At 67.6% G+C, this 25,173-nt stretch carries 23 protein-coding genes; 15 read left to right on the top strand and 8 right to left on the bottom strand.

What is annotated here, in order from left to right:
• Window positions 1-26: 26 nt before the first annotated feature.
• Window positions 27-701 carry an RraA family protein gene (locus PSK12I2_RS0100120; protein WP_027596824.1) on the bottom strand — a complete coding sequence of 225 codons (675 nt, stop codon included), beginning with the start codon at window positions 699-701 and terminating at the stop codon, window positions 27-29.
• A gap of 215 nt (window positions 702-916) precedes the next feature.
• Here PSK12I2_RS0100120 and PSK12I2_RS0100115 point away from each other — a divergent pair, with 215 nt between their 5' ends.
• The 3 genes from PSK12I2_RS0100115 to PSK12I2_RS0100105 all read left to right on the top strand — a co-directional run bounded on the left by PSK12I2_RS0100115 (window position 917) and on the right by PSK12I2_RS0100105 (window position 4,290).
• Complete coding sequence (locus PSK12I2_RS0100115) at window positions 917-1,894, top strand: hydroxyacid dehydrogenase (RefSeq protein ID WP_027596823.1); 978 nt, start codon at window positions 917-919, stop codon at window positions 1,892-1,894.
• Window positions 1,895-1,974: 80 nt separating this feature from the next.
• The gene (locus PSK12I2_RS0100110) at window positions 1,975-3,306 is read left to right on the top strand and encodes an MFS transporter (protein ID WP_027596822.1); all 1,332 of its coding nucleotides are present in this window, start codon (window positions 1,975-1,977) and stop codon (window positions 3,304-3,306) included.
• A gap of 51 nt (window positions 3,307-3,357) precedes the next feature.
• Entirely contained in the window at window positions 3,358-4,290 is a 933-nt protein-coding gene (locus tag PSK12I2_RS0100105; RefSeq protein ID WP_027596821.1) for an amidohydrolase family protein, read from the top strand.
• Between the two features lie 271 nt (window positions 4,291-4,561).
• Here PSK12I2_RS0100105 and PSK12I2_RS0100100 read toward each other — a convergent pair whose 3' ends face one another.
• A complete protein-coding gene (locus tag PSK12I2_RS0100100; protein WP_027596820.1) occupies window positions 4,562-5,026 on the bottom strand; it encodes a MarR family winged helix-turn-helix transcriptional regulator in 465 nt (154 codons plus the stop codon).
• 54 nt (window positions 5,027-5,080) lie between these two features.
• Window positions 5,081-6,808, bottom strand: coding sequence for a sigma-54-dependent Fis family transcriptional regulator (locus tag PSK12I2_RS0100095; protein WP_027596819.1), 1,728 nt, complete (start codon window positions 6,806-6,808; stop codon window positions 5,081-5,083).
• A gap of 227 nt (window positions 6,809-7,035) precedes the next feature.
• Here PSK12I2_RS0100095 and PSK12I2_RS0100090 point away from each other — a divergent pair, with 227 nt between their 5' ends.
• From PSK12I2_RS0100090 to PSK12I2_RS0100080, 3 genes are all read left to right on the top strand, one after another.
• Window positions 7,036-8,508, top strand: a complete 1,473-nt coding sequence (locus PSK12I2_RS0100090) for a benzaldehyde dehydrogenase (RefSeq protein ID WP_027596818.1) — start codon at window positions 7,036-7,038, stop codon at window positions 8,506-8,508.
• 40 nt (window positions 8,509-8,548) lie between these two features.
• On the top strand, window positions 8,549-9,316 hold the full coding sequence (locus tag PSK12I2_RS0100085; protein WP_027596817.1) for a coniferyl-alcohol dehydrogenase: 768 nt from the start codon (window positions 8,549-8,551) through the stop codon (window positions 9,314-9,316).
• Window positions 9,317-9,386: 70 nt separating this feature from the next.
• Window positions 9,387-10,331, top strand: coding sequence for a transporter (locus PSK12I2_RS0100080; RefSeq protein WP_051398656.1), 945 nt, complete (start codon window positions 9,387-9,389; stop codon window positions 10,329-10,331).
• Window positions 10,332-10,333: 2 nt separating this feature from the next.
• Here PSK12I2_RS0100080 and PSK12I2_RS0100075 read toward each other — a convergent pair whose 3' ends face one another.
• Window positions 10,334-10,819: a DUF4124 domain-containing protein gene (locus PSK12I2_RS0100075; RefSeq protein ID WP_027596815.1), complete on the bottom strand. Its 486-nt coding sequence runs from the start codon at window positions 10,817-10,819 to the stop codon at window positions 10,334-10,336.
• A gap of 180 nt (window positions 10,820-10,999) precedes the next feature.
• Here PSK12I2_RS0100075 and lpxO point away from each other — a divergent pair, with 180 nt between their 5' ends.
• The 4 genes from lpxO (at window position 11,000) to PSK12I2_RS0100055 (ending at window position 17,124) form a co-directional block, all read left to right on the top strand.
• A complete protein-coding gene (lpxO, locus tag PSK12I2_RS0100070; protein WP_027596814.1) occupies window positions 11,000-11,899 on the top strand; it encodes a lipid A hydroxylase LpxO in 900 nt (299 codons plus the stop codon).
• Between the two features lie 122 nt (window positions 11,900-12,021).
• Window positions 12,022-12,636 (top strand): translesion DNA synthesis-associated protein ImuA, encoded by a 615-nt coding sequence (imuA, locus tag PSK12I2_RS0100065; RefSeq protein WP_007159055.1) that lies wholly within the window; start codon window positions 12,022-12,024, stop codon window positions 12,634-12,636.
• 7 nt (window positions 12,637-12,643) lie between these two features.
• Complete coding sequence (locus PSK12I2_RS0100060) at window positions 12,644-14,053, top strand: DNA polymerase Y family protein (protein ID WP_027596813.1); 1,410 nt, start codon at window positions 12,644-12,646, stop codon at window positions 14,051-14,053.
• Window positions 14,050-17,124 carry an error-prone DNA polymerase gene (locus tag PSK12I2_RS0100055; RefSeq protein ID WP_027596812.1) on the top strand — a complete coding sequence of 1,025 codons (3,075 nt, stop codon included), beginning with the start codon at window positions 14,050-14,052 and terminating at the stop codon, window positions 17,122-17,124. The genes PSK12I2_RS0100060 and PSK12I2_RS0100055 overlap by 4 nt, the downstream gene beginning before the upstream one ends.
• A 107-nt stretch (window positions 17,125-17,231) precedes the next feature.
• Here the strand turns inward: PSK12I2_RS0100055 and PSK12I2_RS0100050 are convergent, their stop codons facing one another.
• The 3 genes from PSK12I2_RS0100050 to PSK12I2_RS0100040 form a co-directional block, all read right to left on the bottom strand.
• Window positions 17,232-17,504 (bottom strand): HU family DNA-binding protein, encoded by a 273-nt coding sequence (locus PSK12I2_RS0100050; protein WP_007159052.1) that lies wholly within the window; start codon window positions 17,502-17,504, stop codon window positions 17,232-17,234.
• 413 nt (window positions 17,505-17,917) lie between these two features.
• Window positions 17,918-18,289: a YkgJ family cysteine cluster protein gene (locus PSK12I2_RS0100045; RefSeq protein ID WP_027596811.1), complete on the bottom strand. Its 372-nt coding sequence runs from the start codon at window positions 18,287-18,289 to the stop codon at window positions 17,918-17,920.
• Between the two features lie 106 nt (window positions 18,290-18,395).
• A complete protein-coding gene (locus PSK12I2_RS0100040; RefSeq protein WP_027596810.1) occupies window positions 18,396-19,304 on the bottom strand; it encodes a LysR family transcriptional regulator in 909 nt (302 codons plus the stop codon).
• A gap of 102 nt (window positions 19,305-19,406) precedes the next feature.
• Here PSK12I2_RS0100040 and PSK12I2_RS0100035 point away from each other — a divergent pair, with 102 nt between their 5' ends.
• Both PSK12I2_RS0100035 and PSK12I2_RS0100030 read left to right on the top strand, forming a co-directional pair.
• Window positions 19,407-19,805, top strand: a complete 399-nt coding sequence (locus PSK12I2_RS0100035; RefSeq protein ID WP_007159049.1) for a DoxX family protein — start codon at window positions 19,407-19,409, stop codon at window positions 19,803-19,805.
• Between the two features lie 23 nt (window positions 19,806-19,828).
• Window positions 19,829-20,605 (top strand): class III extradiol ring-cleavage dioxygenase, encoded by a 777-nt coding sequence (locus tag PSK12I2_RS0100030; RefSeq protein WP_027596809.1) that lies wholly within the window; start codon window positions 19,829-19,831, stop codon window positions 20,603-20,605.
• A 70-nt stretch (window positions 20,606-20,675) separates the two neighbouring features.
• On the opposite strand, the gene PSK12I2_RS0100025 is transcribed toward PSK12I2_RS0100030, so the two are convergent.
• Window positions 20,676-21,269, bottom strand: a complete 594-nt coding sequence (locus tag PSK12I2_RS0100025; protein WP_007159047.1) for a Yip1 family protein — start codon at window positions 21,267-21,269, stop codon at window positions 20,676-20,678.
• Between the two features lie 291 nt (window positions 21,270-21,560).
• Between PSK12I2_RS0100025 and hpxO the strand changes: the two genes are divergently transcribed.
• From hpxO to PSK12I2_RS0100010, 3 genes are all read left to right on the top strand, one after another.
• Window positions 21,561-22,718 carry an FAD-dependent urate hydroxylase HpxO gene (gene hpxO, locus PSK12I2_RS0100020; RefSeq protein WP_027596807.1) on the top strand — a complete coding sequence of 386 codons (1,158 nt, stop codon included), beginning with the start codon at window positions 21,561-21,563 and terminating at the stop codon, window positions 22,716-22,718.
• A gap of 75 nt (window positions 22,719-22,793) precedes the next feature.
• Window positions 22,794-23,807, top strand: coding sequence for an ABC transporter substrate-binding protein (locus tag PSK12I2_RS0100015; RefSeq protein ID WP_027596806.1), 1,014 nt, complete (start codon window positions 22,794-22,796; stop codon window positions 23,805-23,807).
• Between the two features lie 46 nt (window positions 23,808-23,853).
• On the top strand, window positions 23,854-24,636 hold the full coding sequence (locus PSK12I2_RS0100010; RefSeq protein ID WP_037007447.1) for a phosphate/phosphite/phosphonate ABC transporter substrate-binding protein: 783 nt from the start codon (window positions 23,854-23,856) through the stop codon (window positions 24,634-24,636).
• Window positions 24,637-25,173 lie beyond the last annotated feature (537 nt).

Below are 25,173 nucleotides of genomic sequence, written 5' to 3'. Positions count from 1 at the left end.
CTGCCTTTCTTCATTCGGGATACGGACTAGGGGAGGGCGCAACCCTTCTTCTTGAGCGATTCCAGCACCCAGCTACGGTCGTTGGTGCCTTCGGCGATCTGCCGCATCTGCTTTTCTTCCGCCGCGTGCTTGGCGGTGGCGCGGTCATAGACCTCGGCGACCTGGTCGTAGGGCACGCAGAGCAGGCCGTCGTCGTCGCCGATGATCAGATCGCCCGGCTCGATGACCATGCCGTCGATGGCAATGGGGACGTTGATCTCGCCCGGGCCATCCTTGTAGGGGCCGCGGTGGGAGATGCCGGCGGCGAACAGGGGGAAGTCACCCGCGCCGATGTTGGCGGCATCGCGGATGGCGCCATTGATGACGATGCCGGCCACGCCACGCTTGAGGGCATAGGCCACCATCATCTCGCCGATCAGGGCATTGGTCAGGTCGCCACCGGCATCCACCACGATGACGTCGCCCGGCTCGGCGATGTCCAGGGCGTAGTGCAGCATGAGGTTGTCACCCGGGCGCGCCTTCACGGTCAGCGCCGGGCCGGCCAGCACGCCCTGGCGGTGCATGGGACGCAGGCGCGAGCCGCCGGCGGTCATGCGGTTCATCGAGTCGCTGACATTGGCGACCGGAACCTCACGATAACGCGCGACCCATTCGGCTGCGACCTTGCGTTGGGCATTGAGAACTCTGAATCCGATGGTCATGGGCATTTCTCTTGTGGGCTTTGTTGGATGCCGCTGGAGCGGGTGTCGAATTTCAGAATGGCATTTCTTTTTTAAACATTCAACGGTCGGATGGGTGGCAGGAAATTCCAGGTTACGTTCAGTATTGCAACGCTATTCCATTATGCTAAGGTCAAGGCCTGCTCATCTGGCTGTCCGCTCGACGGACGACGTCATAACAACAAGGGATAACCCACATGACCCGCACCCTGCTCCTCACCGGTCCCGAACTCGCGCCCGACGCCATGGCCCTGGCTGCCGCCCACGGCATCCGCGTGGTACCCACCCAGCCCTACATGCCCCATGACGAGCTGGTCGCGCTGATCCGCCAGGAACAGCCCGACGCCATCATCGTCCGCCAGGGCAAGCTGACCCGCGAGATGATCGAGGCCTCGGCCAAGCTCGAGATCATCGCCAAGCACGGCGTCGGCTACGACACCATCGATCTGCAGGCGGCGGCCGACCGAAACATTCCGGTCACCATCGCCCTGGGCGCCAATGCCCAGTCGGTGGCCGAGCACGCCTTCGCCCTGATGTTCAGCGTGGCCCGGCAGACCCCCTGGCTGAACGCACGGATGCATGCCGGGCACTGGGACAAGGCCCAGGCCAATGGCACCGAGTTGTTTGGCAAGACCCTCGGCCTGGTGGGCCTGGGTTCCATCGGCAGCGTGCTGATGGACCTGGTGGCGCCGCTGCGGATGCAGGTGCGGGTCTACGATCCCTACCTTCAGAGCCTGCCGGTGCGTGACCACGTGCGCCGGGAGGAGAGCTTCGATAACCTGTTGGCCGAGTGCGACATCATCAGCCTGCATTGCCCGCTCACCGAGGCCAATCGCCACCTGTTCGGCGCCGCCCAGTTCGCCCGGATGCGTCCCGGCAGCCTGCTGATCAATACCGCCCGCGGCGAGTTGATCGACACCCAGGCGCTGGTCGCGGCGTTGCGCGACGGCCAGATCGGCGGTGCCGGCCTGGATACCTTCCACCCCGAGCCGCCGCCGGCCGACAGCGCCCTCTGGGGCCTGACCAACCTGGTCGCCACGCCGCACGTGGGCGCCAACACCACCGAGGCCCGCGACCGGGTCGGGCTGGTGGCGGTGCAGCAGGTACTCGATCGCTGGAACGGCAAGGCGGTGGAAACCCGTGCCGTGGTCAATCGTCACCTGATCGCGGCCTGATCCTCGCGTCAGGGCGGGCGGTCTCCTTCCCGGAGCCGCTCGCTACGTCTATCTCCACAACAATAAGACGGAGAGCCTGCATGACCTCTTCCACGTCCGAAATCAGTGAACTGGAACGCGCGACGATGCGCCGCGTCGCCTGGCGCCTCCTGCCGTTCCTGATCGTCTGCTACCTCATCGCCATCATCGACCGTGGCAACATCGGCATGGCCTCGCTGCAGATGAACCAGGATCTCGGCCTGACGCCGGCGATCTTCGGTTTCGCCAGCAGCCTGTTCTTCTTTTCCTATTTCCTGGTGGAGGTGCCGAGCAACCTGGCGCTGCAGCGCTTCGGTGCGCGCATCTGGATCGCCCGGATCATGATCACCTGGGGCCTGATCTCGGCCGGTACCGCCTTCGTCCAGGGCGCCAACTCGCTCTATGTGATGCGCTTTCTGCTGGGCGCCGCGGAAGCCGGCTTCTTCCCCGGTGTGCTGCTGTACCTCACCTACTGGCTGCCCTCCAACTATAGAGCGCGCATGGTCGCCATCTTCATGGTGGCGATCCCGGGCGCCAATTTCCTGGGTTCGCCGCTCTCGGGCTTGCTGCTGAGCCTGGACGGCTGGATGGGCATGCGTGGCTGGCACTGGCTGTTCATCCTGGAAGGTATCCCGGCGGTGCTGCTGGGTATCGCCTGCCTGTTCGTGCTGACCGACCGCCCGGAGCAGGCCAAATGGCTGAGCGACGAGCAGCGCAGCTGGCTGACGCTCAAGCTGGCCGAGGAGCGCAATCGCAAGACCAGCATCGGCCATATCTCGCTGTGGCAGCTGCTCAAGCACAAGGATATCTGGGTGATGGCGCTGATCTATTCCGGCGCCTCGGCGGCCGGTAGCACCATGAGCGTCTGGGCGCCGCAGTTGCTCAAGTCCTTTGGCCTGTCCAACCTGGAGGTCGGCCTCACCAATGCCATTCCCTATGGCCTGGCCTCGGTGGCGATGGTCCTCTGGGGCCGCAGTTCGGATCGCACCGGCGAGCGTCGCTGGCACACCTCGCTCACCATGCTGTTGATCGCCGTGGGCCTGCTGGCGGGCATGTTCACCTCGTCCCTGGCCGCCACGGTGATCCTGCTGAGTCTGGTGCTGATCGGGGCCTATTCGATGAAGGGGCCGTTCTGGGCACTGGCCTCGGGCTGGCTGTCGTCGTCCACCGCCGCCGCCGGCCTGGCCGCCATCGGTGCCCTGGCCAACCTCATCGGCGGCGGGGTGATGGTCAACGTCTATGGCGCCATCCATGGCGCCACCCACAGCCATGCCCTGGCGGTACTGCCGCTGGCCACCCTGTGCGCCATCAGTGGCCTGCTGGTGCTGGTCATGGGCCGCAAGGCCGCGCGCGCCAAGGCAGATGCCCAGGCCGTAGCGACCAACGCCGGTTAAAGCTGATCGCTGCCGGCCCGTCCGGGCCGGCAGCCTTTCAAGGAATCCATCATGACCTTCAATCGTCGGCGCTTCCTGAAAGCGAGCGCCCAGGCGAGTGCCGCCCTGTGCCTTTTCGATGCCCTCGGCGTCCAGGCCGCCACTCCGTTCTCCAGTATTCAAACGGCACCGAGACTCAAGGCGCCGGCCGGCAGTGTCGACTGTCACATGCACCTCTATGACGACCGTTACCCGGCGGCGCCGGGCGCCAAGCTGCTCCCACCCAATGCCTCCCTGGACGACTATCACCAGCTGCAGGCGCTGCTGGGATTGCAGCGGATGGTCATCGTCACGCCGTCCACCTACGGCACCGACAATCGCTGCATGCTCGACGGCCTGGCGCGCAGCCAGGGCCAGGCCCGCGGTGTAGCTGTCCTCGACCGGAGCATCACCGATGCCGAGTTGCAGGCGCTGCACAAGGCCGGGGTGCGCGGGATCCGTTTCAACCTCAGCTATGGGGGCGCCGACCTGGCCGATCTGGAGCCCCTGGCGGCGCGGGTCGCCGAACTGGGCTGGAATGTCCAGGTGGTCGCCACGGGCAATCAGCTGACAGAGCTGGAGAGTCGGCTGCAACGGCTGCCGGCGCGGTTGGTGATCGACCACATGGGCCATGTGCCTCAACCGGAGGGGATGAATTCGGCGACCTTCGCCGTGGTGACTCGCCTGCTGGACGGCGAGCGTACCTGGGTGAAGCTGTCGGGCCCCTATATCAGGTCGCGCAGCGGTGCGCCGGACTACGCCGATGTGGGCGCGGTGGCCCGGGAGCTGGTGCGTCGCCATCCGGAGCGGCTGCTGTGGGGTAGCGACTGGCCGCATCCCACGGTCGCGACCGGCAACAAGCCGGACGACGGGCGCATCTTCGAGCTGCTGGCCGACTGGGCGCCGGATGAGCAGATACGCAACGCCATCCTGCGCGATAACCCGGTCAGTCTGTACGGTTTCTGACGCTCATCGTGATGTTGCCGGAGCTGATGTAACTGAACATCTGCTCGGATAGCCCCCTCTCCCCTCGGGAGAGGGTTGGGGTGAGGGCGCCCCCTTGCCACCAAGTCTCCAGTGGAAAAGGCTGCGCCGTTTTCCACGCTACGTGATGTATCCCCGTAGCGACAATACAGTTGCTCCTATAGGGGTAGTGCTCTTGTAGGAGCGGCAACGATAGGGGGCGCATACCTGAGTGATGGCGGGAGGCAGAGGACACCCGGATAGGCGTGGCGTACTACCCCAACTCCCCATTGAGCTTGCGCAGCAGCCGCAACAGCTCGGCCCGCTCGGCGTCGTCCAGCGGGGCGCTGGCGGCGCGGTCGCTGGCGGCGGCGCGTTCCTTGAGTTCGCCGACCAGGGCGCGGCCCTGCTCGGTGAGGTGCAGGGCATAGGCGCGGCGATCCTGGGTGCCGCGCACCCGCTCGGCCAGACCCTGGCGTTCCAGCTTGTTCAGCAGTAGGACCAGTTGCGGCGGCTCGATGGCCAGGCGCCGGGCCAGGTCGGCCTGCATCAGGCCGGGCTCCTGCTCGAGGATCACCAGGGCGGTGAACTGGGCGGGGCGCAGGTCATAGGCGGCCAGGCTGTCCACCAGGTGCTGGAACATCCTCATCTGGGCGCGGCGCAGGGCATAGCCTACGGCGGTGTCCAGCCAGGGGGTGGCGGCAGGGTCCAGGGGCGTGGCGTCGTCGGGGGAACTCATCGGCGGGAAGGGCTTCCGTCGGAGATGGCGAGGGGAGGGTATCGAGGGGTCATTCTAGTCCAGATCCTGGCGGGCGCGGCGATGGCGATAGGCGAACTGGGCGCGGCTCAGGCCGAGCAGGCGCGCCGCGGCGGCCATGTTGCCCTGGCTGCGCGCCAGGGCTTCGTCGAGCAGCTCGGCTTCCAGCTGCGCCAGCGGCAGCGGGCGTTCGCCGTCCACGCCCAGGCGCTCCAGCCAGCCGGTGGCAGGCGGCGCCTCGTCGACGAGCTCGGCCGGCAGCGGCTCGCCGCGAAACAGGTGGGGCAGGTCGATGAGTTCGCCCGGATCGCTGGCGATCACCCCGCGCTCCACCAGATTCTGCAATTCCCGCACGTTGCCGGGAAAGTCGTAGCGCAGCAGGGCCTTGAGGGCGCGCATGGTCAGGCCTACCGGCGGCCGCTCGTAGGCGGCGCAGAAGCGCCGCAGGAACAGGTCCACCAGCAGGGGCACGTCGTCGCGCCGGTCACGCAACGGCGGAATGCCGATGGGATAGACGTTGAGGCGATAGAAGAGGTCTTCGCGGAATTCGCCGCGACGTACCGCCTCGCGCAGATCCAGGTTGGTGGCGGCGATCACCCGGACGTCCACCCTGAGCGTGCGGCTGCCGCCGACCCGCTCGATCTCGCGCTCCTGGAGCGCGCGCAGCAGCTTGCCCTGGCCGGGCAGACTCAGGCAGGCGATCTCGTCGAGGAACAGGGTGCCGCCCTGGGCCCGTTCGAAACGTCCGGCGCGGGACTGGTTGGCGCCGGTGAAGGCGCCGCGCTCCACGCCGAACAATTCGGCTTCGATGAGATTCTCGGGAATGGCCGCGCAGTTGAGGGCGACGAAGGGGCCGTCGGCGCGGCGGCTGAGGCGGTGCAGGTGGCTGGCGAACAGTTCCTTGCCCACCCCGGATTCGCCGGTGAGCAGCACCGTGGCCGGCGTCGGGGCGACCCGCTGCAGCGCCTGGAACGCGCTGTTGAAGGCCGCTGAGGCCCCCACCAGCGGCTGCTGGCCGTCGGCGGCGTGGGGCAGGGGCGCGGGCAGGCGTTCCGCCGGCGTCAGCGCCGGAGTGCCGTCGCCGGCCGCATTGAGATAGCGCAGGTCTTCCGCCACGTCGGGCCAGCGTTCGGCGTTGCGGCCTTCGACCCGGCAGACGGCATGCCCCATGGCGCGGCATTCCACTTCGCGAAAGATCACCAGGCGGCCGAACAGGCTGCTGACGTAGCCGATGGCATAGCCGATTTCCATCCAGCAGGCCGGATCGCTGCCCTGGCCATGGGCGATCTGGTGCTCGTCGCATTCGGCCGAGTGATGCCAGAGGAATTCGCCGCCATAGCGCCCCTGGTCGACATCGAATTCGAAATGCAGCGGCTCGACCCGCACCAGACCCTCCAGGCCATGCAGCCGGGTACCGGCGGCAAAGATCGCCGCGGCGTCGGCCTGGGGCCAGCGCTTGCGCACCAGCTCGGCGTCGCGCACCCCGGAAAGATAGCCGACCCGGGTCAGCAGGCCGCGGGCGCGTTCCTGCCCCAGGGCGCCGATCAGCTCGCGCCGCAGGGCACCAAAGGCGGAGGCGTGTACCAGCAGCATGCGCTGGTCGTTGAGCCAGATGCGGCCATCGCCGGGGGAGAAAAACAGGCACTCGGCCAGTTCCGCCTGGGTCGGGCTGGCGCTGCCATCCCAGGCGGCACTGTCGCCACGCTGGAAGCCGCTAGCGGCCTGCTGCAGATCGCTGAGGGACAGACGTTCGGAACGGGCCATGGCACGACCTCTCGGGTGAATTGCGCAAATGCGCAATCGAGGAAAAGGTTATACCTCATAACTTTATCTTTTGAGCAAGGCGTTTGCCGGTCGAGCCTGCTGCCTGCGTCCGCTCAAGCCAGCAAGTCCTTGATAGAAAGACTCTTTTTCCTGTCAGCCCGGTCTGGGCACAGCCCTTGCTCCCTTGCCTGTGCCCACCGCGGCCCGATAACAACAAGGAGAAGGCTATGAGCAGATCATCCACGCCGTTCCTGGACGGCGCCCCCTGGCGCGAGCGGATCTTCGATGGCGACTGGATCGCCGCCCAGGGCGGCACCCTGGAGGTCGTCGAACCTGCCACCGGCCAGCCCCTGCACCGCACCGGTCTGGCCAGCGTCGCCGACATCGACCAGGCCTGCGCCAAGGCGGCCCGGGCGCAACCGGCCTGGGCGGCCTGGACCGCCCGGCAAAAGGCCGGGCTGTTCCTGGCCGCCGCCGCGCACCTGGAGATGAATCGCGCCGAACTGGCCCCCCTGATCGCCCGGGAGACCGGTGGCATCCTGCCCAAGGCCGAGCTGGAATTGCGCGAAGCCGGGGTCATCCTGCAGCAGGTCGCCGGTCAGTTGCTGCAGGCCCATGGCGTGGTCCTGCCCAGCGAGCGCGGGGCCCTGTCCTATGCCCGGCGCCTGCCCCATGGCGTGGTGGGGGTGATCTCGCCGTTCAATTTCCCGCTGATCCTTTCCCTGCGCGCCGTGGCCCCGGCCCTGGCCTGCGGCAATGCCGTGGTGCTCAAGCCGGATCACCAGACGCCGGTGAGTGGCGGCATCCTCATCGCCCGGCTGTTCGAGGCCATCGGCCTGCCCCGGGGCGTGCTGCAGGTGCTGCCCGGGCGTGCCGAGGCCGGCGCGGCGCTCTGCGCCCATCCCCAGGTGCGGATGATCGCCTTCACCGGCTCGACCCAGGCCGGACGCCAGGTGGCGGAAAGCGCCGGACGCCACCTGAAGAAGGTGGCCCTGGAACTGGGTGGCAAGAATCCGCTGATCGTGCTCGACGACGCCGATCTCGACCGCGCCGTCGGCTGCGCCGCCTGGGGCAGCTTTTTGCACCAGGGGCAGATCTGCATGGCCACCGGGTTGATCCTGGTGCACCAGCGCCTCGCCGCCGCCTTCACCGAACGCCTGGCCGCCCGCGCCGCCGCCCTGCGCCTCGGTGATCCGCTGGAACCCACAACCCAGCTGGGTCCGCTGATCAATGCCCGGCAACTGCAACGGGTACAGGGCATAGTCGCCGACAGCCTCGCCGCCGGTGCCCGGCTGGAGCAGGGCGGCCGGCACGAAGGGCTGTTCTATGCCCCGACCGTACTGAGCGGCGTCCGTCCCGGCATGCGCGCCTTCGACGAAGAGATCTTCGGACCGGTGGCCAGCGTGGTGACCTTCGCCAGCGAGGCCGAGGCCGTCGACCTGGCCAATCGCACCCCCTACGGCCTGGCGGCCGGCGTGCTCTCCGGCTCCCTGGCCCGCGCCCGGGCGCTGGGCGAACGGCTGGAGTGCGGAATGCTGCACCTCAACGACCAGACGGTGAACGACGAGGTGGTCAATCCCTTCGGCGGCCGTGGCCAGTCCGGCAACGGCGGCAGCGTCGGTGGCCTGTGCAACTGGGACGACTACAGCCAGTGGCAGTGGGTGACCGAGCATAACGAGCCGCCACGCTATCCCTTCTAGCCCCTGTTCCATCCCCCAATAACAACAAGAGGAAAATCCCATGACCCTGAATGGCAAGACCCTGGTCGTCACCGGCGTGGCCTCCGGCATCGGCGCCGAGCTGGCGCGGCTGGCGCGCTTCCAGGGCGCCACCGTGATCGGCGTCGACCGCAACCAGCCCCAGTTCAGCCTGGACGACTTCCACCAGGCCGACCTGGGCGACCCCGACTGCATCGCCGCCCTGGTCAGTCGCCTGCCGGCGCGCCTGCACGGCCTGTGCAACATCGCCGGGGTACCGGGCACGGCGCCCCGGGAGACGGTGGCGCGCGTCAACTACCTCGGCCTGCGCTTGCTCAGCCAGCAACTGGTCGCGCGGCTGGGGCCGGGCGGCGCCATCGTCAATGTCGCCTCCATCCTCGGCGCCGAATGGCCGCAGCGCCTGGAACAGCACCGCGAGCTGGCGCAGATCGCCGACTTCGCCCCGGCCCAGGCCTGGCTGGAGCGTCATCCGGTGGACCGGGCCACCTGCTACCAGTACTTCAAGGAGGCGCTCATCGTCTGGAGCTTCGTGCAGTCCCAGACCTGGCTGCGCGAATTCGGCGTGCGCCTGAATTGCGTGGCGCCGGGTCCGGTGTTCACCCCCATCCTCGGCGACTTCGTCAGCATGCTCGGCGAAGAGCGCGTCGCCCGCGACAGCCAGCGCATGCTGCGCCCGGCGCTGGCCGACGAGGTGGCCGCGGTGATCGCCTTTCTCTGCAGCGATGCCTCGCGCTGGATCAACGGCGCCAACCTGCCGGTGGATGGCGGTCTCGCCGCCAGTTACGTCTGACCCGGATCGCCGCGCCGGCCGGTGCGGCGATCGCGTTTTCCCACAACAAGAACAACTCTAGGACGACGTCATGCGCACACGTTTCGGATTCGGTCTGCTGGCCGCGGCCAGTCTCGCCTCCACAGTGGCCCAGGCCTATGACCTGCCCGGTCTCAATCTCGGCTCCACCAGCTTCTACGACGGCGCCCCGGCGCCGGACGGTCCCGGCTGGTACTGGGAGGAGTACCTGATCTACGGCAAGACCAGCCGCTTCAACGACCAGGACGGCCGCAAGCTGCCCCTGCCCAAGCAGGAGCTGACCACCTTCGCCCCGGTCAGCCAGATCATCTATGTCGGCCAGCCGCTGGCCAACGGCGCCATGCCGGGTTTCACCGCCATCCTGCCCTGGCTGGCCCATGCCGATGTCGATGACGGCCTCGGTGGCCAGGCGCTGAGCGCCCGCGAGGGGGTAGGGGACCTGACCCTGGGCGCCTTCCTGCAACTGCCCACCACCGCCCGCCCCGACGGCGGACCGCGCTGGGCGCAACGCATCGAGGCCGAGATCGTCGCCCCCACCGGTCGCTACGACCGCGACCGGGCGATCAATCCGGGCAGCAACTTCTGGTCCTTCAATCCCTACTACGCCACCACCTATTGGCTGACGCCCCAATGGTCGGTGACCGGACGCTTCTGGTACCTGTGGAACGGCAAGAACGACCAGCCGCTGCGCAGCTTCGGCGCGGTCTCCGACACCCAGGCCGGCCAGGCGCTGCACGCCAACTTCGCCACCCAGTACGCGCTGAACGATCGCCTCAGCGTCGGCCTGAGCGGCTACTGGCTGCGGCAGATCACCGACACCCAGGTCGATGGTCACGACGTCAGCGGGCGGCGGGAAAAGGTCTGGGCCTGGGGTCCGGGTTTCACCTACGCCTTTTCCCGGGAGAATCTGATCACCGTCAACAGCTACTTCGAGCAGGACGCCGAGAACCGCACCGAGGGGCGCAAGTTCGTCGTCAACTTCCTGCACAAGCTCTAGTGCTAGCGATCGATGGGAATGCCCCGGTTCGGCGGCGGCGGAGGCGCCGGCGGCTGGGGCTGCTGCGCCTGGGGATGGGGCACCATGTGCCAGGTCTCGTTGCGCGGCCGGCGGTCGATGTAGACCGGCACCGGCTGATAGATGATGCCGGAGCCGCGCACCTCGCTTTCCTGGCGAAAGCTCGAAGAGGACGAAGAGCCACCGACCACGGTGACGTCGTCGACCGGGCGTTGGCGAGTGGCGGCTGGGGCGGGTATTACGGTGACCTCCCGCGGCGCGGCGGCCGGCGGCGGCGTGGCAGGCCGGGGCGGCGGCGTGAAGCCGTTGCTCTCGGGCAGGCTCTGCAGCGGAATGGTGGTGATCTGACTATTCGTCGGGCAGGCGCCCTGGGTATAGGTCGTCCGGCCCTGGTCGTCCACGCACTTGTAGACATCCTGAGCGGCCACGACGCCACTGGCGAGCAGCAGGCCATAGAGCAGCGAACGCATGATGAGGCCCTCCGGGCACTCGAATTGTCACCTGCAGGATACAAGATGCCCGCTACGGCTCCCAGTGCTGCTGTCCGGCTCGACACCAGGCATTCAGCTTATCGTCAGACTGTAAAGACTAGGCCCGGCCCGAGGTGAGGCGTATAACATCCGGAAACATTCTTTTCAGGGCAACGACGCGTGAAGTGGTTCGTGATTGGCGGTTTTTTTCTCTGTGTTTTGTATGTGCACTTTCGCGGCCGGGTGCGCCATCGCTTGCTGCGTCAGCTCAGTGACCATTCGACCTTTTTGGCGCCGCTGAACACCTTCATGTTCCTGACCTCGCGGGTGCCCAACGCGCCCTATCACCCGGTGGAGCGCTTTCCCGAACTCCAGGTGCTGCAGGACAACTGGCAGCTGATCCGCGACGAAGCCCTCGACCTGCTGCGCGCCGGCCAGATCAAGAAATCCGCCGAGCACAACGATGCCGGCTTCAACTCCTTCTTCAAGAGCGGCTGGAAGCGCTTCTATCTGAAGTGGTACGGCGACAGCCATCCTTCCGCCATGCAGCTGTGCCCCAGGACCACCGAATTGCTGCGCGGCATCGGCACGGTCAAGGCGGCCATGTTCGCCGAGTTGCCGCCCGGGTCGCGGCTGGTGCGCCATCGCGATCCCTATGGCGGCTCCCTGCGCTATCACCTGGGCCTGGCCACGCCTAATGATCCACGCTGCTTCATCGAGGTGGACGGCCAGCGCTATCACTGGCGCGATGGCCAGGCGGTGGTATTCGACGAAACCTTCATCCACTACGCCGAGAACACCACCGACCAGGATCGCATCATCCTCTTCTGCGACGTGGAAAGGCCGCTGCGCTATCGCTGGGCAAGCGCCTTCAACCGCTGGGTCAGTGGCACCCTGCTGGCCTCGGCGGCCTCGCCCAATGACGCCAGCGACAAGACCGGCGGCCTCAATCGCGCCTTCCGGCACCTCTATCGCATCCGCCAGCGCGGCAAGGCGCTGAAGAAGCGCAACCGCTTCCGCTACTACCTCGAACAGTGGCTGTTGCTGGCCGCGCTGGTCGGCGTGGTGATCTGGATCTGAGCGATCCCTGCAACCGCAAAGACAGCGGTTCGACTTGACCCCGATACGAATCGCCTCTAATACTGTATGCATATACAGATAGAGGCGATGGCCATGGACAATATCCCTGCAGGTCTGGCGGCATGAGCGGCGGCGCCAGCCTGGCCCGGCTGTTCGAGGAGCGGCGCCTGTGGAAGGGGCAGACCAGTCCCGACGCCCGGCGCAGCGACCAGCCCACCGGGGTCGCCGCCCTGGATGCCCATCTGCCCGGTGCCGGCTGGCCGGAAGCGGCCCTGACCGAATTGCTGCTCGCCGGCCCCGGCCATGGCGAGTTGCGGCTGCTCTGGCCGACCCTGGCGCGCTTGAGCCAGGCCGCCGAGCGCATCGCCCTGATCGGGCCGCCGCTGTTGCCCTATCCTCTGGCCTGGCAGGCGGCCGGCGTGGCGCTGGATGCCCTGGTGGTGATCCGCGCCCAGGGCGCCGAGGTGCTCTGGGCCGCCGAGCAGTGCCTGCGCTCCGGTTGCTTCGGCGCGGTGCTCTGCTGGCCCGAGCGGGCCGACGATCGCCAGCTGCGCCGGCTGCAGGTCGCCGCCGAGAGCGGCCGTACCCTGGCCTTCGCCCTGCGCCCGGCCGCCGCCCTGGACAATCCCTCGCCGGCGGCCTTGCGCCTCGAACTCAGGGCGCCGCTGGAACGGCTGCACATCCGCAAATGCCGCGGCGGTCAGCCTGGCGTGCTCGATCTGGCCGGCGGCGCTTGAGCTTGCCATGCGCTGGGCCTGCATCCTCTTTCCGCAGCTGGCGCTGGATGCCGTGCTGCGCCGTCATCCCCAGCCGGAGCGGCCGCTGGTGCTGCTTTCCGGTCCGCCACAGCGCCGCCTGCTGCAGGCGGTCAATCCGGCCGCGCGGGCCCTGGGGCTGCGCCCCGGCCTGACCCTGGCCGCCGCCCAGGCGCTGACCCGCGACTTCGAGCAGCAGGAATACGACCCGGCGCTCATCGAGACGGCCGAGGCGCTGCTGGCGGCCTGGGGCTACGGCTTCAGCTCCCAGGTCAGTCGCCACTATCCGCGGGCGCTGCTGCTGGAGATCCAGTCCAGCCTGCCGCTGCTGGGGCCCTGGCCGCGGCTGGAGCGGCGCCTGCGCCAGGAGCTCCAGGGCCTGGGCTTTCGCCATCGACTGGCCCTGGCGCCCAATCCGGTGGCGGCGCGGATGTTGACCAATGTCGCCGATGGCCTCATCGCCTCCCCGGACGACCTGCCGTGCCTGCTCGATCGGCTGCCCGTGGAGCGCGCCGGTTTCGCCCCCCAGCAGGCCCAGGCGCTGGTGCGCATGGGCATCCGCCGCCTGGAGCAACTCAAGGCCCTGCCCAGGCCCGCCCTGGCCCGGCGCTTCGCCCCCGAGCTGCTGCAGCAGCTGGATCTGCTGGGCGGCAGTCGCAGCCTGGCGCTGGAGTTCTATCGGCCGCCCGATCGTTTCGTGGCGCGGGTGGAGCTCAATTTCGAGGTGGAATCCCACCAGGCGCTGCTGTTCCCCCTGCGTCGCCTCACCGCCGATCTGGCGGTCTGGCTGGCCAGTCGCGACCGGGGCGTGCAGCGCTTCCTGCTCTGGCTGGAGCACCGCCAGGGTCCGGCGACCACCCTCACCATCGGCCTGCTGGCCCCCGAACGCGATGCCGCCCTGCTGTTCGAATTCGCCCGCGGTCGCCTCGAACAGCTGCAGGTGGTGGCGCCGGTGCTGGCGCTGCGCCTGGAAAGCGAGGAGTTGCCGCTCTTCGTGCCGGAACGCCATGGCCTGTTCGACGAGCGCCCCGCCCAGGCCGTGGGCTGGGAGGTGCTGCGCGAACGCCTGCGTGCCCGGCTGGGCGAGGAAGCGGTGCTGGGGCTCGGCATCCAGGCGGATCATCGTCCCGAGCGCGCCCTGGTCTGGCGCCACGAGCGGCGTCTGGAGACCGCCTTGCCCGGTTTGCGTCCGGGTTGGCTGCTGAGCGAACCGCGTCCACTCGACGGCCAGCCACGCCGGGTCCTCGCCGGTCCCGAGCGCATCGAAAGCGGCTGGTGGGACGGGGGCGATCAGCGGCGCGACTACTATCGCATCGAGGTGGCCGACGGACGCCAGGCCTGGGCCTTTCGCCGCTATGGCGAGGAGGCGCCCTGGTGGATCCAGGGCTGGTTCGCATGAGCGGCTATGCCGAGTTGCACTGCCTGTCGAACTTCAGCTTCCAGCGCGGTGCCTCCAGTGCCCTGGAATTGTTCGAGCGGGCCAAGGCGCTGGGCTACACGGCGCTGGCCATCACCGACGAATGCACCCTGAGCGGCAGCGTCCGCGCCTGGCAGGCGGCGCGCCAGGTCGGGCTGCCCCTGATCATCGGCAGCGAACTGACCCTCGACGACGGTCTGCGCCTGGTGCTGCTGGTGGAGGATCTGCCGGGTTACGAGTGCCTCTGCGCGCTGATCACCCGGGCCCGCCGCCGAGCACCCAAGGGCCGCTACCAGCTGGGTCGCGCGGACCTGCAGCAGCCCTTGCCCGGCTTGCTGGCGATCTGGCTGCCGGGCGGCGAACCCGCGACCGAGGAGGGCGCCTGGCTCAGGAGCGTCTTTGCCGAGCGCCTCTGGCTCGGCGTCGAATTGCTGCGCGGCGCCGACGATGTCGCCCGACTCTTGCAGCTGCAGGCGCTGGGCAGGCAGCTGGGCGTGCCGGCAGTGGCCTGCGGCGACGTGCACATGCACACCCGCGGACGCCGTGCCCTGCAGGATGTGCTCACCGGCATCCGCCATCACCTGCCGGTGGCCGAGGCCGGCTATCACCTGCATCCCAACGGCGAGCGCCATCTGCGCCCACTGGCGGTGCTGGAGGGGCTCTATCCCGCGGCGTTGCGCGCCGAGACCCTGGCGATCGCCGCCCGCTGCCGCTTCGACCTGGGCGAGTTGCGCTATCGCTATCCCCGGGAGGTGATACCCGCCGGCGAGACGGCGGGCTCCTGGCTGGCCGAATTGACCCGCCGCGGCCTGGCCTGGCGCTGGCCGGAGGGGGCGCCGGCAAGGGTCACCGACCAGGTGGCCCGGGAGCTGGCGCTGATCGCCGAGAAGGGCTACGAGAACTACTTTCTCACCGTGCACGACATCGTCGACTACGCCCGCCGCCAGCACATCCTCTGCCAGGGCCGCGGCTCGGCGGCCAACTCGGTGGTCTGCTACGTGCTGGGTATCACCGAGCTGAATCCGCTCACCGGCAATCTGCTGTTCGAGCGCTTCATCTCCCGCGAGCGCGACGAACCGCCCGACATCGACGTCGACTTCGAGCACGAGCGCCGCGAAGAGGTCATCCAGTACGTCTTTCGCCGCTATGGCCGCGAGCGGGCCGCGCTCACCGCGGTGGTCAGCACCTACCATGCCGCCGGCGCCCTGCGCGATGTCGGCAAGGCGCTGGGCCTGCCGGGCGACCAGCTCGACGCCCTGTCCGGGTGCGCCGGGCGCTGGACCGACGAGATCCCCGGCCCCGCGCGCCTGCGCGAAGCCGGTTTCGATCCCGACAGCCCCCTGCTGCAGCGGGTACTCATCCTTGCCGGCCAGTTGATCGGCTTTCCCCGGCATCTCTCCCAGCATCCCGGCGGCTTCGTCATTTCCGAAGCGCCCCTGGCCACGCTGGTGCCGGTGGAAAACGCCGCCATGCCCGAGCGCACCCTGATCCAGTGGGACAAGGACGACCTCGATGCCGTGGGCCTGCTCAAGGTCGACATCCTCGCCCTGGGCATGCTCAGCGCCCTGCGCCGCTGCTTCGACCTGGTCGCCAACTGGCGCGGCCAGCGCTGGACCCTGGCCAGCCTGCCCCAGGAAGATGAGCCCACCTACGCCATGATCTCCCGCGCCGACACGGTGGGGGTGTTCCAGATCGAATCCCGCGCCCAGATGGCCATGCTGCCGCGCCTCCGGCCGCGAACCCTCTACGACCTGGTGATCGAGGTGGCCATCGTCCGCCCCGGGCCGATCCAGGGCGACATGGTGCATCCCTATCTGCGCCGCCGGAATGGCGAGGAAGAGGCCGACTATCCCCATGACGAATTGCGGCCGGCGCTGGAACGCACCCTGGGAGTGCCGCTGTTCCAGGAACAGGTGATGCAGATCGCCATTGTCGCCGCCGAGTATTCGCCGGGCGAGGCCGATCAGCTGCGCCGCTCCATGGCGGCCTGGAAGCGTCATGGCGGCCTCGAACCCCACCGTCAACGCCTGCACAGCCGCATGGTCGAACGCGGCTATCGCCCGGAATTCGCCGCGCGCCTCTTCGAGCAGATCAAGGGCTTCGGCAGCTACGGCTTTCCCGAATCCCATGCCGCCAGCTTCGCCTTGCTGACCTATGCCAGCTCCTGGCTCAAGTGCCACGAGCCGGCCGCCTTCGCCTGTGCCCTGGTCAACAGCTGGCCGATGGGTTTCTACAGTCCCGACCAGGTCCTCCAGGACGCCCGGCGCCACGGCATCGAGGTGCGCGCGGTGACCGTGCAGGCCAGCGACTGGGACTGCCGGCTGGAGGCGGGGGCCGGCCATCAGCCGGCGATCCGCCTGGGCCTGCGCCTGGTGCAGGGACTGGCGGAGGCGGTGGGTCGGCGCCTGGTGGCGGCACGGGGTACGCAGCCCTTTCGCGATGTCGAGGACCTCTGTCGCCGGGCCGAGCTGGATGCCCGGGCGCGCGGACAGCTGGCCGAGGCCGGTGCTCTGGCGGAGCTGGCCGGTGATCGCCATCAGGCGCGCTGGGCCATGGCCGGGGTGGAGCGCCAGCTGCCGCTGTTCGCATCGGCGGACAGCGCCCTGGAGGAACGACCAGCCTTGCCCGCGCCCAGTGTTGCGGAAAACGTCCATGCCGACTACCGCATGCTGGGCACCACCCTGGGGCCGCATCCGCTGAGTCTGCTGCGCGGCGAACTCCAGGCGCGGCGCTGTCGGGATTTCCGGCAGCTGGACGAGATCAAGCCCGGTGCCCTGGTGCGGGTAGCCGGACTGGTGCGCGGACGTCAGCGCCCTGGCACGGCCAGCGGGGTGATCTTCGTGACCCTGGAAGACGAGCACGGCATGCTCAATGTGGTGGTCTGGCGCGCAGTGGGTGAACAGCAGCGTCGACCCCTGCTGCAGGCACGGCTGCTACAGGTCGAGGGGCATCTGGAACGGGAGGCGGGGGTGCAGCACCTGATCGCCGGTCGCCTGACCGATCTGAGTCCACTGCTCGACGAGCTCATGGTGTCGAGTCGGGATTTTCACTAGGACGAAGAGAGGGGAAAAGCGGAGGAGGGAGAGAGCGGGTGGAGCGGGGGGACTGTCTTCCGAAGCGCTCTGGAGCGCCCGGAAGACAAGAATCGACCAACGCAGTCTTAGCTGACGGCGTCTTTCAGGCCTTTGCCGGGCTTGAAGCCAGGCAGCTTGGCAGCGGCGATCTTGATGGTGGCACCGGTCTGCGGGTTGCGGCCTTCGCGAGCAGCGCGCTCTTTTACTGCGAAAGTTCCGAAACCGACCAGGCTGACGCTGTCGCCTTGCTTCAGGGCGTCGGTCACCGCAGTGGTGAAGGCGTCCAGGGCTTTGGCAGCGGTGGCCTTGGGCAGGTCGGCAGACGCGGCAATGGCGTCGATCAGCTCAGCTTTATTCATGTAAAAACTCCATGTGTGAGTATTGGCCAGGCAGTATAGCGGCAGCTTTGCCTTGCGTAGAGCCTTTGTGAGCCTCTACGTGGCCGGTTGAAGCAGCCTTGTTGTTCGGCGCTACAGGATACGCATAGCGGGCGAAAGAGCGATAGGGTATTCGATCAAGCAGGGCCGTGAAAACCTGATCCGCACTGCATTTTCCACGCTTTACAGCCCAGCCGTCGCCTTTTTGGGCAGCGGCGATGGCCGTTTGGTTTCCTCTAGGCGCTGAACGAAAAGTCGCCGAGCGATGGTGAGGCGAGGCGAAAAACCTTGAGGAAGGGGAGTTTACGAGTGGTAAATGAGCATTCCGACCGGGCTGGCGACCCAGAGGTTTTTCAACGAAGCATCACCGAGCGCAGGCAGTTTTCGTACAGTGCCTAAGCTACGCGATCGGGCGATAGATGCGGCTGCAACGGCGGCGTCAGGGGTGGCAATCCATAGGCGGCGCGGGCCGCATCGCAATGGGGATTGGCTTCGCCGTTCTCCCAGGCGGCGGTGAACTCGCGGCAGGTGCTGGAACGGTTCTCGTAGACGGTGCAGCGCGTGCCGCAGCCGACCTCGCCGAGCAGGGCGGCGCAGCGTACCGGCTTCTGCTCGGTACCTTGCATGGCCACCAGATGCGGGCTGATCGCGACGGTCAGGTGGTCGGGCACCAGGCCACCGGCCGACTGGCATTCGCCCCAATAGAAAGACACGCGGAAATGGGCGCAGCAGGCGCCACAGCTGAGGCAGGGATTCTCGGTCGACATGGACGACAGCCATCGCAGAAACCGGCAGCGCCGGCGGGACAGACCGGGATTCTAGGCAAGCCCCGCGAGGCTGCGAAGCCCCTCCCAACGACCGTTCGGCGGCGACCTACGGCAGTGCTTTTCGCGGCCCGGGCGTGACCAGATGTCGCTGCAGCCAGGCGATGAACAGCCGCACCTTGGCCGGCACCAGGCGCCGATGGGGATAGAGGGCATGGATGGCGATGGCCTGGGTGTACCAGGGCGCGAACAGCCGCTCCAGCCGACCTGCCGCCAGGTCATCACCCACCAGGAAATCCGGTTGGCGAATGATGCCATGGCCGTCCAGCGCCGCCTGGTGCAGGACGCTGCCGTTGTTGGCGCGCAGCGGCCCGCTGACCTTGATCTGCAGGCGCTCGTCGTCGCGCCGGAATTCCCAGAGATCGCCGTCGCTGGCATAGCTGTAGAGCAGGCAGCGGTGCTCGCGCAACTCGGCAGGATGCTCGGGGCGACCGTGGCGCTGCAGATAGGCGGGCGCGGCGCAGATGAAGAGCTCGACCGCTCCCAGGGGCTGCGCCACCAGGCTGGAATCGCTGAGGTCGCCGATGCGCACGGCCAGATCGAAGCCTTCCTCGACCAGGCGCACCTGGCGATCGCTCAGCTCCAGGTCGATGGCGACCTCGGGATATTCGTGCAGGAAACTGCTCACCAGGGGCGCCAGGTGACGCACACCAAAGGTCAGGGGCGCACTAACCCTGAGACGCCCGCGGGGCCGTTCGTGGCCTTCCTGCAGGCGCTGTTCGAGGGCCTCCAGATCACCCAGCAGGGGCACCAGTCCTTCATGGAGGGTGCGTCCGGCCTCGGTTAGGCTCAGGGTACGGGTGGTGCGCTGCAGCAGCCGGGTACCGTAATGCCGTTCAAGGGCGGCCAGGTGCTTGGTCAGCACCGAGCGGGACAGCTCCAGCCGCTCCGCCGCCGCGGTCAGGCTGCCCAGTTCGACGATCTTGACGAAGGCCTGCAGAGCTTTCAGGGTATCCAAGGATTGTTTCCATAACGTGCACAGTTCATTCCCAGCGTGCACCTTTATTCGCGTCTTGGAAACAGGACAATGGGGTCATCTTTCCTCAGTTCGAGAATCAGCATGACCGACCGTACCTCTTCCTATGCCCCCCTGTTGCTACGCCTGGCCCTGGGCGCCATGTTTTTGGCCCATGGCCTGACCAAGCTGCTGGTGTTCACCCTGCCGGGCACGGCGGGTTTCTTCGCCTCGGTGGGCTTTCCCGGCTGGCTGGCCTATCCGGTCACCTTCTTCGAGCTGGGCGCCGGCGTGCTACTGATCCTGGGCGCCTGGGTGCGTCCGGTCGCGGCAGTCGCCGCCGTCCAACTGTTCGCGGCGGCGACGGTCCATTTCGGCAACGGCTGGTCCTTTTCCAATCCCCACGGTGGCTGGGAATATCCGGTCTTTCTCGCCGTGACCGCTGCCGCCCTGGCGCTGCTGGGCGCGGGCCAGCTCTCCTGGGATGCACGCAAGCGCTCCTGAATCCTGCTCGAGAGGTCGCCACCATGTCGCTTCCCACCCTGTTCGTTTCCCACGGCTCGCCCATGGAGGCGCTCGACGCCGGTGCGGCGGGAGCGGCCTGGCGCGCCCTGGGGCAGTCGCTGCCGACCCCGGCCGCCATCGTCGTGGTCTCGGCGCACTTCGACACCCGGATACCGGTATTCGGCAACGCCACGTGGCCAGCTACCGTCCATGACTTCTACGGTTTTCCCGAGGCCCTCTATCAGCTGGATTATCCCGCACCTGGCGCTCCGACCCTGGCCGAGCAGCTGGCCCAGGGCCTGCGCGAGCAGGGCTGGGAGGCCGAGACGGGCGAGCAGGGGCTGGATCATGGCGCCTGGGTGCCCTTGAGCTATCTCTATCCCGACGCGCAAATCCCCGTGGTGCCGCTGTCGATGAGCGCCGCCCGTGGACCGGACTACCACTTTGCCCTGGGCCGGGCACTGGCCAGGGTGCTACCGGCGGATACCCTGCTGATCGGTTCGGGCAGCCTGACCCACAACCTCGGTGACTTCCGCCGTGGCGGCGCCGAGTCTCCCGCCTATGTGCGGGACTTCCAGCACTGGATCCAGAGCCGCCTGCGCGAGCGGGATCTGGACGCCTTGCTCGACTATCGGCGTCAGGCGCCGCAGGCCCGTCAGGCCCATCCCACCGACGAGCACCTGTTGCCGCTGTTCGTTGCCCTGGGCGCGGCCGATCCCGAGGGCACCTTCAGCGTTCATCACGACGGCATCGCCCATCGCATCCTGGCCATGGATCTCTACGGCTTCTCCCGCCACTAGCCCCCTGACGACAAAAAGCCCGGATCGATTAACGGATCCGGGCTTTTTGCTATGTCAAAACGACATTCGATCAGCCAAACAACTCGGGTCCATAACCCCACATCAGCACCGTGGTGGCCATCAGCACCTCCAGCACCAGCACCCCAATGGCCAGGGTGGAGCCGGACATGATGAAGCCTTCCCGCTGATCGATATTGAGGAAGGAGGGGATGCCGGTATAGAGCAGGTAGGCCGAATAGGCCAGGCCGACGATCCCGGCGATGGCGCACAGCCACACCAGCGGATAGAAGCCCACCAGGCCGCTCAGCAGCATGGGCGTAGCCACGTAGCCGGCGAACAGGATGCAGCGATTGGCGCTGGGCCGATCCGGATAGCGCCGCGCCAGCCAGTGGATCACGTGCCCCATGGCCACCACCGCCGCCATGATCAGCGCATAGCTGATGACCGCCAGAACCACCGCCGTAGGCAGGTCCAGCACATGGGCCTCACCGCCACCGAAGCGCCAGCCGAAAGTCGTGGTACCCACGAGGGAAGCGACGACGGGAATGGCCGCCAGGAAGGCGACATGATGGGCAAAGAAGTGTCCGACCGTTTCCCCTTCGCGACGAATCTGCTGCCACTCGCGATCGGGATGGGCCAGCAGGCCCCAGACATGATTGATCATGATCCTGCTCCTCACCCGCTGTGGTCGCCGCAAGCGGGCCTCTGTGGATGGCGAACGCTGGGTACAACGCGACTGGCGACTACCTTAGGAGTATAGAAGAGCTCTGGAATGCGTCATGCGAGCCGACGAAGGGCAGCCTGCCTGGAAACGAAGCGACCAATGGTCAAGGGGCACCACCCTGGTGCGTTTCCGGGCCCCTGGCAAGCGGGCAACGCCCGGGCGGCAATACTTGACCACTTGGTCAGGAAATTGCTTGCCCAAGGCATCTGTTACCGGTCAACGAGGTCCGTCATGCCATCTCTCGACATCATCATCGCCGGCGCCGGCATGGGCGGTCTCACCGCCGCCCTGGCGCTGCAACAGGCCGGCCACCGGGTCCGCCTGTTCGAGCGCGCGCAGGATCTGGCCCCCATCGGCGCGGCCCTCTCCATCTGGCCCAACGGCGTCAAGGTGCTGGAGCAGCTGGGGCTCGGGTCCGCCATCGCCGCGGTCAGCGGCGACATGCAGACCATGAGCTATCGCGACCATGAGGGACAGTTGCTTACCCGGTTCAGCCTGCTGCCACTCTATGAGGCCGTGGGCCGACCGGCGCGCCCCATCGCTCGCGCCCACCTGCAGCGCCTCCTGCTCGAAGCGGTGGGCGCCGAGCACGTGACCCTGGGCGTCGGCTGCGAGGGCTTCGAGCAGGATACGGCCGGGGTGACCGTGCTGCTCAACGATGGTCGGCGCGAACGTGCCGACCTGCTGATCGCCGCCGATGGCACCCACTCGCGCCTGCGGGAGCGGGTGGTGGGCCTGGCCATCACCCGCGAGTATTGCGGCTACGTAAACTGGAACGGGCGGGTAAAGATCGCGCCGGATCTGGCCGAGGCCCAGGACTGGGCGCAATTCGTCGGGGCGCATCAGCGGGTCTCGCTGATGCCCATGGGCGGCGATGAATTCTATTTCTTCTTCGACGTGCCCCTGCCCAAGGGCACGCCCAACGATCGCAGCCGTTACCGTGCGGAGCTGGCCGAGCATTTCGCCGGCTGGGCGCCGCCGGTGCAGCGCCTGATCGAACGGCTGGACCCCCAGGGCGTGGCCCGGGTGGAGATCCACGATACCCGGCCGTTGCCGACCCTGGTGCAGGGGCGGGTGGCGCTCCTGGGCGATTCCGCCCATGCCATGGCCCCGGACCTGGGACAGGGCGGTTGCCAGGCCATGGAGGATGCCTGGGTGCTGGCGCGCTGTCTGGACGCCGAACAGGATCCCCTGGCCGCGCTCCAGGCCTATCAGGCCGCGCGGCTGGAGCGGGTAGCCGGCATCGTCGAGCGGGCGCGCAAGCGCTGCGAGATCACCCACGGGCATGAGCCCCTGGCCACCCAGGCCTGGTACGCCGAGCTGGCCCGGGAAACCGGCGAGACGGTGATCGCCGGCCTGCGCAAGACCGCCGAGGGCGGTCCGCTGTGAAATAGCTCTGGGCCGCGGGGACGAATGGCAGTGCCGGGGGTCGAAAGGCCCACGTCCTCGTCGGAGAGTTAGCCCATGCGCCTGCGTCTCGCCCTGACCCTTGCCAGCCTTACCATCACCCCGCTGGCCTTTGCCGCCGACGGCGGCTGTCCCTATCCGCAGACGGTGAAGTTCGCCGGCCCCAACTGGGAGAGCGGCATGTTCACCACCGAGGTGCTGCGCCTGCTGGTGGAAAAGGGCTATGGCTGCCAGACCGACAGCGTGCCGGGCAACACCGTGACCCTGGAAAACGCCCTGGCGCAAAACGACATCCAGGTCACTGGCGAGCAGTGGGCCGGGCGCAGTCCGGCCTGGCGCGCGGCGGAAAAGGCCGGCAAGGTCTTTGCCGTCGGCGAGACGGTCAAGGGCGCCACCGAAGGCTGGTGGGTACCGGAATACCTGGTCAAGGGCGACCCCGCGCGTGGCATCCAGGCCAAGGCGCCGGACCTCAAGAGCGTCGCCGATCTGCCGCGCTACAAGGAGCTGTTCCGCGATCCGGAAGAGCCCGGCAAGGGCCGCTTCCTCAACTGCCCCACCGGCTGGACCTGCGAGATCGTCAACAGCCAGAAGCTCAAGGCCTACAAGCTGACCGACAGCTACACCAACTTCCGCACCGGTACCGGTCCCGCGCTGGATGCTGCCATCGCCACCGCCATGCGCCGTGGCGAGCCGGTGCTCTTCTACTATTGGTCGCCGACCCCGCTGATGGGCCGCTACAAGCTGGTCCAGCTGGAAGAGCCGCCCTTCAGCGAGAAGGCCTGGGAGACCCTGTCGGATCCGAAGAATCCCGATCCGCTGCCGTCGCGCTCGCTGCCGGCCAAGATTACCATCGGCGTCTCCCGCGACCTGCACGACAAGGCACCGGCCCTGGTGGCGCTGTTCGAGAAGGTCGAATTCCCCCTCGACCAGTTCAACGGCATCCTCGCCGGCATGGCCGAGAAACGCGAAGACGCCCAGGTGGTGGCCAAGCGTTTCCTCAAGGAGCATCCGGAGGTCTGGACGACCTGGCTGCCGGCGGAAAACGCCGAACGGGTAAAGGCGGCGCTCTGAGTGCAGTGATAGGGGATAATGGCGGTTTTCCGTGCTGGAGCCGCCCATGACCGTCGCCGCCCTTACCATGTACGTCGAGCCTGCCGAGGTGCGCGACGCCTATCGTCAGCTGGCCGAAGCCGTGGCGCTGCGCTTGGACGAGACGCTCGACCCCGCGCCCGAGGAGCTGTCGACGCTCTGGACGCATCCCGAGCTGCTGCTGGCGCAGACCTGCGGCTATCCCTGGGCCACCCGCTTGCGCGGCCAGGTGCGCCTGGTGGCGGCGCCGCGCTATCGCTTCGCGGGCTGCCAGGCGGCCGAGCACTGCGCCTTCATCCTGGTGCCCGAGACGCTGGAGGTGACCAGCCTGGCCGATCTGCGCGGCAAGCGCGTGGCGCTCAACGGCCTGGATTCCAACACCGGCATGAATCTGCTGCGCCACGCCGTGGCGCCCCTGGCGGAGCGGGCCCGCTTCTTCGGCGAGATGATCGTCAGCGAGAGCCACGCCAACAGCCTGGCACTGTTGCAGCAAGGGCATGCCGATGTGGCCTCGGTGGATGCCGTGACCTACGGCTATCTGCAACGCGCCCAACCCGAGCGGGTCGCCGGCCTGCGCCTGCTGCAACGCACCCGCCCCAGTCCGACGCTGCCCTTCATCACCGCCGCCAGTCGTTCGGATGCGGACGTGGAAGCCCTGCGCGCCGCCTTGAACGACAGCCTGGCCGCCGATCCTGCCCTGGCCGACATCCTGGCCATCGAGGGTGTCACTGCGGTGGACGAGACGACCTATCTACCGCTGCTAGACTGGCGGCGAGAAGCGGTGGAGCAGGGTTATCCGGTTATTGCCTAGGTTGGTTGCGACGGCCCTATCGTCGCAACCAACCTGAAGGATTCGGCCCTGGCATTGTTGCCGTTGCGCTCTGATCAATCGCGGCCATGGCGGTCCGCCGATGCGGCCGCTCCTACGCGAGCATCAGCCCTCTGTAGGAGCGGCCCACGGCCGCGATGAGTAGCCGCTAACGGGTACGCGCGTAGGTTGTTTGCGACGGCTCCATCATCGAAACCCAGCACGAGAGGTTCGGCCTGGCCACTGTTGGGCTTCGCTGCGCTCAACCCAACCTTGTATCTCTCCCGGGTAATGGGATTAGCTACCTCATTACCCGGAGCCGGTTAAGCACCTACCCAACCTGAGCACTCGATGCTGTACCGTAGAGTGTGCCTGCCGGCTCCCTTTCTCTACATCCTGAATGGTATCCAAGCCCCTCTGCGGGAGTGAGGCTGTATGCACAAGGCAAGGAGCGAGAAATGGCGATCATCGGTATCGACATCAGCAAGCACAAATTCGATTGTCTGTGGCTGCGTGACGTCCGCAGCCTGAAGGTGAAAA

The organism is Pseudomonas sp. MOIL14HWK12:I2 (assembly GCF_000510745.1).
Classification (GTDB): Bacteria; Pseudomonadota; Gammaproteobacteria; order Pseudomonadales; family Pseudomonadaceae; genus Chryseomonas; species Chryseomonas oryzihabitans.
Note: the sequence above shows the minus strand (reverse complement) of the source record. Positions and strands in the feature narration are given on the sequence as shown.

What these genes read in the sequence shown, in the direction of transcription:
- PSK12I2_RS0100120 (WP_027596824.1), bottom strand. Translation starts at nt 701, where the DNA reads ATGACCATCGGATTCAGAGTTCTCAATGCCCAACGCAAGGTCGCAGCC.
- PSK12I2_RS0100115 (WP_027596823.1), top strand. Translation starts at nt 917, where the DNA reads ATGACCCGCACCCTGCTCCTCACCGGTCCCGAACTCGCGCCCGACGCC.
- PSK12I2_RS0100110 (WP_027596822.1), top strand. Translation starts at nt 1,975, where the DNA reads ATGACCTCTTCCACGTCCGAAATCAGTGAACTGGAACGCGCGACGATG.
- PSK12I2_RS0100105 (WP_027596821.1), top strand. Translation starts at nt 3,358, where the DNA reads ATGACCTTCAATCGTCGGCGCTTCCTGAAAGCGAGCGCCCAGGCGAGT.
- PSK12I2_RS0100100 (WP_027596820.1), bottom strand. Translation starts at nt 5,026, where the DNA reads ATGAGTTCCCCCGACGACGCCACGCCCCTGGACCCTGCCGCCACCCCC.
- PSK12I2_RS0100095 (WP_027596819.1), bottom strand. Translation starts at nt 6,808, where the DNA reads ATGGCCCGTTCCGAACGTCTGTCCCTCAGCGATCTGCAGCAGGCCGCT.
- PSK12I2_RS0100090 (WP_027596818.1), top strand. Translation starts at nt 7,036, where the DNA reads ATGAGCAGATCATCCACGCCGTTCCTGGACGGCGCCCCCTGGCGCGAG.
- PSK12I2_RS0100085 (WP_027596817.1), top strand. Translation starts at nt 8,549, where the DNA reads ATGACCCTGAATGGCAAGACCCTGGTCGTCACCGGCGTGGCCTCCGGC.
- PSK12I2_RS0100080 (WP_051398656.1), top strand. Translation starts at nt 9,387, where the DNA reads ATGCGCACACGTTTCGGATTCGGTCTGCTGGCCGCGGCCAGTCTCGCC.
- PSK12I2_RS0100075 (WP_027596815.1), bottom strand. Translation starts at nt 10,819, where the DNA reads ATGCGTTCGCTGCTCTATGGCCTGCTGCTCGCCAGTGGCGTCGTGGCC.
- imuA (WP_007159055.1), top strand. Translation starts at nt 12,022, where the DNA reads ATGAGCGGCGGCGCCAGCCTGGCCCGGCTGTTCGAGGAGCGGCGCCTG.
- PSK12I2_RS0100060 (WP_027596813.1), top strand. Translation starts at nt 12,644, where the DNA reads ATGCGCTGGGCCTGCATCCTCTTTCCGCAGCTGGCGCTGGATGCCGTG.
- PSK12I2_RS0100055 (WP_027596812.1), top strand. Translation starts at nt 14,050, where the DNA reads ATGAGCGGCTATGCCGAGTTGCACTGCCTGTCGAACTTCAGCTTCCAG.
- PSK12I2_RS0100050 (WP_007159052.1), bottom strand. Translation starts at nt 17,504, where the DNA reads ATGAATAAAGCTGAGCTGATCGACGCCATTGCCGCGTCTGCCGACCTG.
- PSK12I2_RS0100045 (WP_027596811.1), bottom strand. Translation starts at nt 18,289, where the DNA reads ATGTCGACCGAGAATCCCTGCCTCAGCTGTGGCGCCTGCTGCGCCCAT.
- PSK12I2_RS0100035 (WP_007159049.1), top strand. Translation starts at nt 19,407, where the DNA reads ATGACCGACCGTACCTCTTCCTATGCCCCCCTGTTGCTACGCCTGGCC.
- PSK12I2_RS0100030 (WP_027596809.1), top strand. Translation starts at nt 19,829, where the DNA reads ATGTCGCTTCCCACCCTGTTCGTTTCCCACGGCTCGCCCATGGAGGCG.
- PSK12I2_RS0100025 (WP_007159047.1), bottom strand. Translation starts at nt 21,269, where the DNA reads ATGATCAATCATGTCTGGGGCCTGCTGGCCCATCCCGATCGCGAGTGG.
- hpxO (WP_027596807.1), top strand. Translation starts at nt 21,561, where the DNA reads ATGCCATCTCTCGACATCATCATCGCCGGCGCCGGCATGGGCGGTCTC.
- PSK12I2_RS0100015 (WP_027596806.1), top strand. Translation starts at nt 22,794, where the DNA reads ATGCGCCTGCGTCTCGCCCTGACCCTTGCCAGCCTTACCATCACCCCG.
- PSK12I2_RS0100010 (WP_037007447.1), top strand. Translation starts at nt 23,854, where the DNA reads ATGACCGTCGCCGCCCTTACCATGTACGTCGAGCCTGCCGAGGTGCGC.